This window comes from Bacteroidota bacterium (genome assembly GCA_035506275.1).
Taxonomy (GTDB): domain Bacteria; phylum Bacteroidota; class Ignavibacteria; order UBA10030; family UBA8401; genus JAGVPT01.
This window is the reverse complement of record DATJPT010000013.1, coordinates 37,794-51,507: the sequence shown is the minus strand read 5'-3', so window position 1 is coordinate 51,507 and position 13,714 is coordinate 37,794. Positions and strand designations below refer to the sequence as shown.

Sequence of the window (13,714 nt, the reverse complement as noted above, 5' to 3'; positions counted from 1 at the left end):
TGTGGTCTCTCCGGGTTTCGTTTAAGAAATTTTCTTCAATTCGTTCTCTGCTTTTCGGGCGATGTCCGACCCCGGCTCTGCGGAAAGGGCTTTTTGCAGCAACTCTTTTGCCTTTGCCGTTTGTCCGTCGTTGTTGTAGGCGATCCCTGCCCAGCAATAAATGGTCGCCTGGAGATGCTTATCGAGATGCGCAAACCTTGGATCGTTCATCAGATAATCGAAGTCTTTGAGCGCGACGGGAAGCCGGTGGAACATCGACGGGAGATTGACGCCGTTGATTCCCCGGACAACGCGCACGGTAATATTGTCCGAAGCGAGATCGGCGGCCTTATCCATTTCATCGACGCCTTTGTCAACGTCCTTCATTTTGGTGAAGGGCCACCATGCATCGCGGGCACGAAGCGTCCACAGGCTTCCGCGGTACGCCAGCGCGACAGCATTCGACGGGTCAAGGACGAGAACTTTGTCAAAGCAGGTAAACCCTTTGTCGACGGCGTCGTCATTTCCCGCTACTCCCTGGTCATGGTACTGAATGCCGAGTTTTATTAATGTCCCGACATCATTGGGATTCTGCGCAAGCGCCGCTTCGAGATCTTTCGCGGCATCCTGGCTTCGGGAGATCCCCGCTAAAAACAAAGAGAGAAAGATCATCGTAGTTATTTTCTGGATCATGGCGTCCCTCCTTATGTGATTGAGTGCAACGTAATTTCATGGTGCAAGATAATGGAGAGGCACAGAATAACTAAGTCAATTCCGACGGGATGACAAAACAAAGGGATGAAATGCAAAGCGGAAGGATGAAAAATCAGGTCCGACAATCACTTTTGCCGTTTCTTCCTCGATGGACGCGGAGTCCGTTCTGTTGCCTTTTGGTCAATTATCCCCTACTTTCCATGTATTAGCTTCTCGCGGCGGGGCTTCTGTGAGCTGCTCAACAACTGCCCATGAACTGGCTCGAACCATGAATTCCGCTCGTCCCTGCACACGATAATGTATTCCCGCGAAGAGTTATTCACTCATCATCGAGAGAACTTTTTCCTTGCTCCGCGCAACCCTCTCCGCGGAAAAGGGACCTGTTTTCGCTGAGGGCACTACAAAGAACAACCGAGGAACTGCATGAAATACGGACACTTTGACGATAAAGAAAAAGAATACGTCATCACGCGCCCCGATACGCCCCTCCCCTGGATCAATTACCTGGGGACGTCCGACTTCTACGGAATTATTTCCAACACGGCAGGGGGGTATTGCTTCTACCAGGATTCGAGGATGCGCCGGCTGACCCGCTACCGCTACAACAATATTCCGATGGACAGCAACGGACGGTACCTCTATATCAAGGACGGCGATTCCGTATGGAACCCGATGTGGAAGCCGATGCGCGTTGCTCTTGATTCGTACGAGTGCAGGCATGGATTGGGATACACGAAAATAACCGGCGTCAAAAACGACCTGGAAGCTTCGGTACTCTATTTTGTTCCGCTCGACGCGAGGAATGAAATCTGGCATGTTCAGGTCACGAATCGTTCAAAGCATCCGAAAAATATCAGGTTATGGAGCTACGTCGAATGGTGCTTGTGGGAAGCGAACGACGATATGACGAACTTCCAGAGGAATTATTCCACAGGCCAGGTGGAAATTGACAACGGCACGATCTTCCACATTACCGAATACAGGGAGCGGAGAAATCACTACGCTTACTTCACTTCGAGCGAAAAAGTTTCCGGCTACGATTCGAGCCGCGACGCATTCGTCGGCGTCCATCAGGGGCTGGAGGCTCCCCAGGCGGTGATGGCGGGAAGCTGCATGAACAGCACGGCATACGGCTGGCTTCCGATTGCCGTCCACCAAATTGACCTCGCAATAAAGCCGGGAGAGTCGAAGAGACTTGATTTCATTCTCGGCTATGGAGAGAATCCGACGGACAAGAAATTTCTTGCCGGCGGAAAGATCAGAAAGGATGAGTTCGAAAAGGTAAAAGCGCGGTTTGCAAGCTCCTCCGCGGTCCTCGGGGCATTCGATGCACACAAGAAATATTGGGATGGACTGCTTTCTTCTTACCGGGCCGATACGCCCGATGCCATCGTGAACCGGATGGCAAATCTCTGGAATCAGTACCAATGCATGGTCACGTTCAACATGTCCCGCTCGACCTCGTTGTATGAATCGGGGATCGGACGGGGGATGGGATACCGGGACAGCAACCAGGACGTTCTTGGGTTTGTCCATATGCTGCCGCAGAGAGCCCGTCAGCGCATTCTGGATATTGCGGCGACTCAGCTTTCCGACGGCACGTGCTATCACCAATATCAGCCCCTCACAAAGAAAGGGAATGCCGATATTGGCGGCGGGTTCAACGACGATCCGTTGTGGCTGATCCTGTCGGTGTCTGCCTACATCAAAGAAACAGGAGATGCCGCAATTCTGAACGAAAGAACGGTCTATGCGGATGTTCCCGATTCAAAAGCCACACTCATGGACCATCTCCACCGGTCCTTGCAATACACGCTGGAGCATCGCGGGCCGCACGGCCTGCCGCTCATCGGCCATGCCGATTGGAACGACTGCCTCAATTTGAATTGCTTCTCGACGACTCCGGGGGAGAGCTTTCAGCTTGCCGGGCACATCGAGAACGACAAGATTGCAGAATCGGTGATGATCGCCGGACTGTTCTGCAGGGCATGCGATGAAATGGCGCTGCTGCTCAACCATCTGCGCCTCACGGATCAGGCGGCCGGCTATAGAGAACATTCTGCCGGGATGAGGGAGACAATTTACAGGCACGGCTGGGACGGCGAGTGGTTCCTGCGCGCTTACGATTCGTACGGCAAGAAACTTGGTTCGACGGAGAATGAAGAAGGGAAAATTTTCATCGAGAGCCAGGGATGGTGTGTCCTGGGGGGAGCCGGCCTGGAGAACGGCTACGCCAAACAAGCGCTCGACAGCGTGCAAAAATATCTGGCGACGCCGAACGGAATCATTCTGCAGCAGCCCGCGTTCCAAAAATATCACACCCATCTCGGAGAAGTCAGTTCGTATCCGCCCGGGTACAAAGAGAACGCCGGCATCTTCACGCACAATAACACCTGGATTCAGATCGCCGAAACGATGATCGGGCGGGGGGACCGGGCGATGGAATACTACATGAGCATTTGCCCTCCCACCAAAGAAGAGCAGATCGATATCTACCGCTCCGAGCCGTATGTTTACAGCCAGATGACGGCGGGCAGGGATGCTCCGACGCCGGGCGAGGGGAAGAATTCCTGGCTGACAGGAACGGTGGCCTGGTCGTTCGTGACGCTCTCACAGTATATCTTAGGGATTCGGCCCGATTATCACGGATTGATCATCGACCCCTGTATCCCGACGGTTTGGAAAAAATTCAACGTCGTGCGGAAATTCAGAAACAGCACCTACAACCTCACCGTGAGCAATCCCAAAGGAGTAAGCAAAGGGATAAGGAAGCTCACGCTAGATGGGAAGACGGTCGAAGGCAATCTTCTGCCTGTGATCAACGACGGGAAGGAACATGCCGTTGAAGCTGAAATGGGATGAGCGGAACAATAATGTTTGAACAAGCGTCGGAGAATTATTTATGAACATTTCCGAGTTTACGGTCGACGGTAGATCGAAGTTCCATCTTTCAAAGATCAAAACCGATTCTTCGGGCAAGGTACGCTCGAAAGAAGGAGCGCAAAAGATCCTCGAGAAGAACATCGCTACCGTCCAGGAGCTGCAGGCGAAGTTCTACGCGCAGGACAAATACAGCGTGCTGATCATCATCCAGGCGATGGACACTGCCGGGAAGGACGGCGTGATCAAGCATGTGATGACCGGACTTAATCCGCAGGGGACCGAAGTCCACAGCTTCAAGCAGCCCTCCGCGGAGGAGTTGAATCACGATTATCTCTGGAGGGCGCACAAAAACCTGCCGCAGCGGGGACAGTTCGGCATCTTCAACCGGTCGTATTATGAGGAAGTTCTCGTCGTGCGCGTCCACGACCTCATCGCCACGCAGAAAATTCCTGCCGAACTTGTCACGAAAGACATTTGGAAACAACGTTTCCGTCAGATAAAAGATTTTGAAAAGTATCTGTCCGAGAACGGAACGATCATCATCAAGATTTTCCTTCACATTTCAAAAGAAGAACAGAAACAACGGCTCCTCGCGCGTATCAACGACAAGTCGAAGAACTGGAAATTTTCGGAAGCGGATATCAAAGAGCGAGGGTATTGGGATCAATACCAGAAGTGTTACGAAGAAGTCATCAGGAAAACCAGCAGCGGAAAGGCGCCGTGGTACGTTGTCCCCGCCGACAAAAAGTGGTTCGCCCGTCTGGTGATCTCGGAGATCATCGTTCAGACGCTTGAAGGATTGAAGCTCAAATTCCCATCGTTGGGAAAGGACGAGCTGAAGCAGTTGGAAGAGAGCAAGAGGAAGCTGATGGAGGAATAAGTTGATTGCCTCGTTCCCAATCTCTGCTTGGGAACGAGAGGTGAAAGTTCAGCTTCGGAAACAATGTGTTCCGAAACGGAGTTTGGGAATGAGATAATTTGAATGCCGGCCGGAACCACGTGCCATGCCTTGCCCAACGGCCCCCCCCCCCCAATGTTGCTGAGCAAACTCATCGGCGCCCAAGCGCCATACGCGCGAAAGATCTGACGAACGCTCCCCGCTTTTGCTGCGCAAACTCATTGGCGCCCAAGCACCATACGCGCGAATGTTCTGTCGATCGCTCCCCACTGGTGTTTCACAAACTCATCGACGCCCAAGCACCGAAGCCGTGGATGGTCTGTCGTATGCTCCCCGCTTTTGCTGCGCAAACCCATCGACGCCCAAGCACCGTACGCACGAACGATCTGTCAAACGCTCCCCACCGTTGCTGCGCAAACTCATCGACGCCCAAGCACCGAAGGCGTGAATGTTCTGACAAACGCTCCCCGCTTTTGCTGCGCAATCTCATTGACGGACAAGCTTCGTACGCGCGAACGATCTATCGAACGCTCCCCCACTGGTGTTTCACAAACTCATCGACGCTCAAGCACCGAAGGCGTGGATGGTCTGTCGCATGCTTCCCGCTTTTGCTGCGCAAACTCATTGACGCTCAAGCACCGTACGCACGAACGATCTATCGAACGCTCCCCATTGGTGTTTCACAAACTCATCGACGCACAAGCACCGAAGGCGTGGATGGTCTGTCGTATGCTCCCCGCTTTTGCTGCGCAATCTAATCGACGCTCAAGCGCCGTAGACGTGAATGTTCTGTCGAACGCTCCCCGCTTTTGCTGCGCAAACTCATTGACGCTCAAGCACCGTACGCACGAACGATCTATCGAACGCTCCCCACTTTTGAAACACAAACTCATCGGCGCTCAAGCGCCGTAGGCGCGAACTAACTGTAGAATGTAAGGTCAAAAAAACCACACAGCTCCGTAGGAGCGGCCTACGATAGGGGGAATATGGCAAACACCTACACACAGATTTACATCCACATTGTTTTTGCAGTTAAGGGGAGACAATCATTGCTTCCGGAATCATGCAGGGATGAGTTGTTCAAATATATCACCGGGATTGTCAAAAACCGCAATCAGAAATTGATTGCAATCAATGGAACAGCGGATCATATCCACATCTTCGTCGGGATGCGGCCCACGATCACATTGTCCGATTTAGTGAGAGACATTAAGGCAGGTTCATCAGGATTTGTCAACAAACGGAATTGGGTGCGTGGGAGGTTTAATTGGCAGGAAGGCTTTGGGGCGTTTTCATGCTCTCACTCGGACATTGTCCGCGTTGTCAAATACATCGAAAAACAAAAAGAGCATCACGCCAAAATTCATTTCCGCGATGAATATCTGTCGATGTTGAAGCAGTACGCTGTCGAATATGACGAACGCTATGTGTTCTCATCGGATGATCTCCAGGGATAAGCCGCCTCTGACGGGGCTTGATAGATGTACTTGGGATGGGCATTTTACAGGGAGCGTTGCCCTTGCGGGGCGACGACATGCATGTATCCAGTTCCATGAAATAATTGATCCTTGAAAATGGACCTAAATACCGCCTGCCTGAAACTTGGGCCGCTGTAGAATAGGGCCAGTACAAGACGCGAGAAAAGTTTCTCTCACACGGCAGAATAGTTATCCCTTGTAAAGAAATAGCCCCGCAACTCCACAGCCAATAGCACCGCCACGGGAAGATATTCGATCACCATCGCCGTCGGATACTGCTGCCAGACACCGGTCAAGCGATAATTCATCACCGTAAAGCTCGTCAGGCTTGCTCCTGCGGCGAGCGCTATGCCGGACCATTTCCTCATGACCGGCAGCACAGCGACAACCCAGGCGACGTACCATGGATGGACGACAGGGGAAAGAAGCATCAGGAGGAGTAAGGAGAAATAGACAGTATGCAGCAGGTCTCTCCGTTTGACGTTCAAGATGAGTATGAAAACTGCAACCATCCCTGCGCACACCAGCCGCGACGTCTGATTATCCTGAAAATAGAGATAGACGAGCTCGAAGACTGCGCCGTTGAAGCTCCAATTCTTGGTGAAGGAAAATAATGTCTCGAACGGGTTTGACGTAAAAATGTACGGAAGGAATTGCGCTCCGACGGTCATCAGTGGAAGAAGAAGAGCGTAAACTTTATTCCGCCATCCATTCTCAAAGAAGAACAGGGCCGGAAGGATGATCAGTCCGACGGGCTTAATAGAGATCGACAACCCGAGCAGAACATACGATGGAATCTTTTTCTCCCTGAAGTAAAGGAAGAGCGAAACCAGAAGCAGCGGAAGGCCGACCGCGTCGATGTGGCTGTCCACGGCAAACTCTATGATGGGAAGAGGAGAGAGCGCATACAATAAAATGAATTTGCGCGGGATATCCAGCAAAGGAAGAAAAAGCAAAAGTACCGCGAATGTTCCGGCTTCGGCAAGAAGCAGCACTGCTTTGTACCCCCAGAACGATTCGCCGCTCAGGTAATAACAGAAATGAAAGACCCATTCGCTCAGCGGAAAATAAATCGTCTTGAGATCCGCATGGTTCATCGCCCCGGGAAGGAGAGAGGAATGCAAAGCATCCAGCCGGGGGTCGACGGCTGAATAAAGGTACGGGTTGATCCCGTGCGCTTCTACCTTCCCGTCCCACATGTACCGGTACGCATCCTCCGAGCCGATCGGACTGACCGAGATGAACGTCAACCGTATCGCTAGAGCCGCAGCGAGCATTGAATAGAGAACAGCATTGGAGATCTTCACACGGAACAGGGTCCAGGCCATGAGAGAATAAATGACCGAGCTGGCGATGAAGACCGCTCCGAATACTGCGACCGGATTGGCCGACGGAAGATGGATGAGCAGCAGGCTTGCGGCGATCAGCGCGACGGAAGAATAGAAAATTATATGTACAATTTTCTGCATAGTATGATTCACTGCTAAACTCAATCGGCAAATTGAAAATACATAAATTGCCCCTGTTTATCACTATAATAATCTTTATCAATATAATAGACGCTTTGATCGGGTCCCGGGGCCATCGGCGAAAATGAATCAACATTCAGGCGAAATCTCGGTGCAAGTGAACCATCATTGGCATAATTTGTGCCGTAACATTAGAAACTGTCCTAAAAGCTCCTCATGATGTCATTCTGCAGGTGCTCAGCCTGCTCATTGTCATTCGTTTCGTTCAGGATGAAAGTTGCAAGCACATTCCGAACAAAAATTAACTTTAGATCCAGCTTCCAGAAATGTTGTTTTAATGATTCTTTACTTCGTTAGAGAGATGCGAATGGTGCGCAGGACGGTATTTTTCCTATTCCTCGCTGCAATTTTTTCCTCGTGTTCCACCTTTGTTCCGAAGGAAGAGCAGGACGCTTTCGTGAGAGTGAGCGGAACGCACTTTACTCGCAACGGCAGACCGTACTACTACGCCGGTACGAATCTTTGGTACGGCTGCTATCTCGGTTCCCCCGGAGAAACGGGGGACCGTCCCCGCCTGCTTCGCGAGCTCGATTCGCTCCATGCGATCGGATTGGACAACCTCAGGGTCCTCGCCGGTTCGGAAGCATCAAAAAAACTTCGGGCGGTACAACCTGCGATTGTCCGGAGGCCGGGCGAGGTGAACGACTCGTTGCTGCAAGGATTGGATTTTCTTCTCGCCGAAATGGCGAAGCGGCATATGAAGGGGGTGCTTTATCTGACGAACTACTGGGAATGGTCCGGGGGGATGTCCGAATATGTTGCCTGGGCCGACAATTCCCATGCCCTTGACCCCGAAACCGACGGCTGGGAAAAGTTCATGGATTATTCCGCGACTTTTTATCAGAATGAAAGAGCGAACGGATATTTCCGGTCGTACGTAAAGAGCGTTGTCACGCGCAAGAATACGGTCAACGGCAGAGTGTATGCAGATGACCCGGCGATCATGTCGTGGCAGCTGGCGAACGAACCTCGCCCCGGGACCGGTGGAGCCGACGCACCAAACATTCTTCCGTATTATTACCGCTGGATCGACGGCACAGCCGGCTACATCAAATCGCTCGACACAAACCATCTTGTGTGTTCCGGAAACGAGGGACTCGCAGGCAGCATCCAGTCTCCCGAGTGCGTTCTCACGGCGCATCGTTCTCACAATATCGACTACCTCACCATCCACCTCTGGCCGCTCAACTGGGGATGGTTCAACCCCCAAAAGTTTGAGGAGACCCTTCCGCCGTCGATTGAAAAAGCGACCGACTACATTGCAAAGCACATTCAGTACGCGAGGGAATTGAACAAGCCGATGGTGATGGAGGAGTTCGGTTTGGGTAGGGATTCGGGAGCTTATGCGCAAGGGACTCCGACGACGGCGCGCGACCGGTACTATGCAAAAATTCTCTCGATCCTTTACGATTCCGCGCAGGCCGGCACGCCGGTCGCCGGTTCGAATTTTTGGGGATGGGGGGGCGAAGGAAAATCGCAGAACGCCGACTTCATGTGGAAAAAAGGAGATCCGTTCACCGGGGATCCGCCGCAGGAGCCGCAGGGGAGAAATTCCATATTCATTTCTGATATGTCGACGATCGCCATCATCCGCGATCACGCAATGAAAATGAATCGCCTCGGCATCGCGGATTCGATCAGCGTCAGCGCAATACGGTGAAATCGTTGACGGCATGACAACGGTGCGAACAGGATGCTCTCAATTCGGTCGCGGTGATTTATGGCTCGTTCAGGCGCGCGCTTCCGTCCGGGCCGTGAAGGATCTCTTTAATCGGGTTCTCCCGGAAAGTGACAGCGTGGTCGACAAAAATTCCAATTATTCGTAAAGAGGTTGCACAATGAAGAGACTTGCATCAGTCCTGTTGTTACTGGGGATCATAATGGCGTTCGGCATTCGGGCGGAAGCGAAACAGATCGACGTGCGCGAAATGGGCGCAATATCCGACGGCACGACGCTCAACACCAGAACGATTCAACACGCCATCGATTCGGCGGAGGCTCTGGGAGGAGGAACTGTCTATGTCCCTCCCGGGATCTATCTTACGGGCACCCTCCAGCTTCGTTCAAATGTCTGTCTCTACCTTGAAGCCGGGGCGGTAGTGAAAGGAAGTTCCAGTGTCGGCGACTATTTGCTCAACGGAAGAAGAGTCGGTTTATTCTTCACTCAGGATGCCGAGAACGTTTCTATCTCCGGCCACGGGACGATCGACGGCAACGGCGACGCGTACATGGTGATCGACTCGGCGAAAAAAATGGACCATACCGGAACGATGTGGTCGAGGCAGGGGGATATGTTCAGGCATATTTCCGGCGGTCTCGGCGACGGGCCGCTTGTGCCGAAGGATCGTCCATACCAGATGATCATCTTTTCCGACTGCAAAAAAGTTACTCTGCGCGATATCTCGATCATGAATTCGCCCTTCTGGACCCTCCATCTTGCGGACTGCGACGGGATTATTCTGTCGGGACTCCGGATCTACGGCAACCTTCTTGTGCCGAACAACGACGGGATGGACCTGACGTCGTGCAGCAACGCCGTCATCTCCGACTGCGATATCCGGACCGGGGATGACTGCATCGTCCTTACCGGCTATAATCATCACTTCGACCTGCCGGGATACAAATTCCTAAAGCGGACATGCGAAAACATCACCGTCACCAATTGCACGCTGGTTTCCCGTTCTGCCGCCATCAGGATCGGCGGCTTCGACCAAAACCCGATGCGTAATTTCACCTTTAGCAATATCGTGATCACCAATTCGAACCGCGGCATCGGGCTGTTTGTCCGTGATCAAGGGGGGATCGAAAATGTCGTTTTTTCGAATATTCTCATCGAGACCCGGCTCTTCACCGGCGACTGGTGGGGAAACGGGGAGCCGATTCAGCTCTCTTCGGTGCGGCTGACGAAGGATGTTCCGCTCGGAAAAATGAAGAACATTAAATTTGAGAATGTCGTCTGCAAGGGGGAGTCGGGAATCGTTGTGTACGGGACGGATGAAAGCGTGATCGAAGATGTCTCATTCTCAGACGTCCGCTTTCACCTCGGTGATAGTCCGTTAAATGAGATCAGCGGCGGGAATTTTGACCTCCGTCCGGTGATGGATCCGAAGCTCTCTCTCTTCTCGCACGATATTCCGGGTTTCTATGCCCAGTATGTCAAAGATCTTCGGGTAGAAAATTTCGACCTCACATGGGACCCGATGAAAGAGCCGTACTTCACGAACGGCATCGAAGTGGATCACTTTGACGGTGTAAGAATTCTCGGTTTCCATGGGACCGGCGCCCCAAATAACACAAAAGCTGTCCCCGTGCTCCTCCGCGACGGAAAGGACTATGAAATAACGCCGGTGGGCGTTTCAGTGTCGAAAGACAACGTGAAAGAAAAATAGCCCGGGTCAGTTGAGCTCAGCTCTTCGTTCCAGCAAAGCGAACGTTGCATTCTCATAACGGAGTTGAAAGTTCGAGAAGAACGTGTTAGGTGATCCGTCTCTGGGAGGGAAAAGGAGTTCGGATTCCGGTTTTTCGTTTTTCTGGACCACAAGGTACTGTTCTGAAAACGTCGTGTCAGAAATTCTCTGAACGGCGAAAGGTTGAATGATGCGGAATTGTTTCAGTGGTAGAGTGCTGGCGATCTGGATCCTGACAATGGTGCTCGGGTTTGTGACCAATCCGACCGGCCCATTGTTGTAGATGCCGGGAAGTTGTTCGCCGATGTTCATCGCATCTCTGGCGGTCCCGTCGATGCATTTCGCGGCGTCCTTGTAGACCGCAACGCCGATCGAAGGACGAGCGAGTTGTAAGACCGGTACGACACAAAGGAGAATGACAACGGCACTTCGCGCCGGAAAGCTTTTTACTTTGCCGAAAATTTTTGCGAGGCCGACTCCCCCGGCAACTGCGAAAAAAATGCCGAGGGTTAAAACGTATCTCCAATTCCACCACCACTCGTCGATTCCGACGTAGCCGGCAAGAGCGGCAGCGAGGATGAATGCTGCGGGGATGATGAAGAACGTGAGGAGCAGGAGGATATTCCTGTTGAGTTGCCTGGTTTGACGAGGAAGACAAGCTGCGGCTGAGATGAGCAGCAATGCAGGGCCGAAAATGACGAGAATAGCCCGGCCGAATGTCGCTATGACGTTGGAGGGAAGATGCTGGGACGATTCTCGGTAGACGGATGAAAGCGCAGAGTATGTGCCGTAAGTGAACGCGAACGGATTTCCATAGACAATGAAATGTGAGATCGACCAGATGATTATTCCGGCCGTACTGACCGCTGACATAACAGCGATCCGAACCGCTTCCTTCTTTTCCGAATTGTTACGCAGGGAATAGGCTTTCAACGATCCTGCAACGGCCACAAAGCCGACAAGAGGCCACGCTTCGTACCTGCACAAGCTTGCCAGCAGGACGGCGAATGAACTAAGGAGAAACCAGGAGGGCGAAGCATTCTCGAGCCACCGGAAGAGCGCATAGCCGGAAAGCGTGACAAAAAAAATGAGCGTCGGCTCGTCCATCGGCGTGAGCGAAATATAGACGACATTTGGATTCAGCCCGTAGAGGCAGCTCATCAGGAACGCAATGGCTGAGGAACCGGTGATCGCACGAACCAAAAGGAACAGCACCACGCCAGTCCCGACCAGACATGGAATCCCGACAAACGCTCCGGCGATTCCCGAAAAGAAAAGGCCGTCGATCGCCGCAAACGGAAGCAGTAGAAAATGGGGAAGCGGGAGCCAGACAGTCCCGATGATCGGGATCTCGTGAGGATGGGAATCGGTGAACTCGCGGGCTTTAACGATGTGCGACGCTGCATCCCCGAAATAATAAAGGGAATACTTGTCGAAATGGAGAAGCGAGAACCCGGCGATGCAGGAAGCGACAAAAAGAAGAAGGGCCAGCATGAAAGGCTCTTTTCCTCGAAGGAACATCGTTATCCGCTTTATCAAAGATTCCCGATCCGTGCGTTCAGTGTCAAGAGTGTTCATTCCCTGGAGGGGTGACGTGCGTATGGGCCGTCATCGGTGAGATCAGTAAGAGAATGATGTTGGGTTTATTTATCGCTCGTTCCTTGAAATAGGTTGAACGATTCCATCGACGTGATCAATTGGTCTGCCATCTTTTGATGGGTTTCAACCGTCGGGTGACCGTAGGCGACGTACCCGCCCGGAAATTCGTCGAACTGCGTGTAATAGATATTCTTTTTGCCCGACGCGATTTCTTCGTCAACGGCCATCTTGACGTTGGTGCGGATCCATTCATGGAAGGCAGCGATCGCGACGATCTTGGCGTTCGGATAAACGACGCGGACCGTGTCGATGAATTGACGGTATGCTTTACGGAACGCGGCGGATTTTTCGTCGGAGGTTTTTCCTTCATTGTCTTTTAAGCCGTTATGATCGTTCAAGCCGAGACAGATAACGACGACATCCGGAATCCATTGTTTGAAATTCCATTTCGGTTCGCTCGATTCCATCAGGGTTCGGTCGAAACGTGCGGGGATCGTTTCACCGGTCTTTCCCTGCCAGTCGCAGTACATTCCGGCCCCCGAACGGCAGGTGGTCGTGTATTGCGCGTTGAAATGTTTTGCGATAAGCGGCGCAAATCCTTTGTCGATGTTGGTGACGGGAAAACGATCTTCCCACGCCAGCTCCTGCACGGTCGCTTCGTCGCTCTCCGCGGCCGTGAACGAGTCCCCGACGAATTCGATTTTTCTCGAGGGCTTCGGCGGAGGGGGAAGAAGCGTTGCGCCGTTGTCAATGAGGATTCCGCCGAAGGTGTATGGTTTTTCGAACGTGATGTTTCGCCTCGTCAGCAGGAAAGTGTGTTTCGCGTCGTGAAGACTGTCGGCGAGGACATAATCTGCTTCCGTCGGTGTTGTTCCATGAAAAACGCCGTGAAGTTTTCCGTCGATGTAAATGTTGAAATAATCGGTCCCGTCGGCTATTCGGATGCCGATCGTTGTCCCGGAAAATTCCGCGTAGACATAGACGCCGGGCCACGAATAGCGTGGATGAAGAGAGTCGGTCATGTCCCACCGGCCGAAATATTGAATATTCGGATCGTTCGCCGGAACCAGCCTGAGTGCGCCTGCCGCCCCGGTGAGGCCGAGCAATTGAAACGCGCCGAGCAGAAGAAGCAGATAATGTTGTTTCATAAATTACCTTAATTTTCTATTATGCACCCGCAGCGAGCCGAGTCATGTGTGAATATCCCTAGATTTGGACTTAAATACA

General features: G+C 52.3%; 9 protein-coding genes. 5 read left to right on the top strand and 4 right to left on the bottom strand.

Annotated features, from left to right (window positions below):
- Window positions 1–21: 21 nt before the first annotated feature.
- Window positions 22–672, bottom strand: a complete 651-nt coding sequence (locus VMF88_10315) for a hypothetical protein (protein HTY11453.1) — start codon at window positions 670–672, stop codon at window positions 22–24.
- Between the two features lie 444 nt (window positions 673–1,116).
- Between VMF88_10315 and VMF88_10310 the strand changes: the two genes are divergently transcribed.
- The 3 genes from VMF88_10310 to tnpA all read left to right on the top strand — a co-directional run bounded on the left by VMF88_10310 (window position 1,117) and on the right by tnpA (window position 5,931).
- Window positions 1,117–3,555, top strand: a complete 2,439-nt coding sequence (locus VMF88_10310; protein ID HTY11452.1) for a glycosyl transferase — start codon at window positions 1,117–1,119, stop codon at window positions 3,553–3,555.
- A 40-nt stretch (window positions 3,556–3,595) separates the two neighbouring features.
- Complete coding sequence (locus VMF88_10305; GenBank protein HTY11451.1) at window positions 3,596–4,456, top strand: polyphosphate kinase 2 family protein; 861 nt, start codon at window positions 3,596–3,598, stop codon at window positions 4,454–4,456.
- A gap of 1,004 nt (window positions 4,457–5,460) precedes the next feature.
- Window positions 5,461–5,931 (top strand): IS200/IS605 family transposase, encoded by a 471-nt coding sequence (tnpA, locus tag VMF88_10300; GenBank protein ID HTY11450.1) that lies wholly within the window; start codon window positions 5,461–5,463, stop codon window positions 5,929–5,931.
- Between the two features lie 194 nt (window positions 5,932–6,125).
- Here tnpA and VMF88_10295 read toward each other — a convergent pair whose 3' ends face one another.
- Window positions 6,126–7,421 (bottom strand): hypothetical protein, encoded by a 1,296-nt coding sequence (locus VMF88_10295; protein HTY11449.1) that lies wholly within the window; start codon window positions 7,419–7,421, stop codon window positions 6,126–6,128.
- A 457-nt stretch (window positions 7,422–7,878) separates the two neighbouring features.
- Here VMF88_10295 and VMF88_10290 point away from each other — a divergent pair, with 457 nt between their 5' ends.
- Window positions 7,879–9,141 carry a mannanase gene (locus VMF88_10290; GenBank protein ID HTY11448.1) on the top strand — a complete coding sequence of 421 codons (1,263 nt, stop codon included), beginning with the start codon at window positions 7,879–7,881 and terminating at the stop codon, window positions 9,139–9,141.
- Window positions 9,142–9,319: 178 nt separating this feature from the next.
- A complete protein-coding gene (locus VMF88_10285) occupies window positions 9,320–10,870 on the top strand; it encodes a glycosyl hydrolase family 28 protein (GenBank protein HTY11447.1) in 1,551 nt (516 codons plus the stop codon).
- 6 nt (window positions 10,871–10,876) lie between these two features.
- Here VMF88_10285 and VMF88_10280 read toward each other — a convergent pair whose 3' ends face one another.
- Both VMF88_10280 and VMF88_10275 read right to left on the bottom strand, forming a co-directional pair.
- On the bottom strand, window positions 10,877–12,382 hold the full coding sequence (locus VMF88_10280; GenBank protein HTY11446.1) for a hypothetical protein: 1,506 nt from the start codon (window positions 12,380–12,382) through the stop codon (window positions 10,877–10,879).
- 149 nt (window positions 12,383–12,531) lie between these two features.
- Entirely contained in the window at window positions 12,532–13,635 is a 1,104-nt protein-coding gene (locus VMF88_10275; GenBank protein HTY11445.1) for an SGNH/GDSL hydrolase family protein, read from the bottom strand.
- Window positions 13,636–13,714 lie beyond the last annotated feature (79 nt).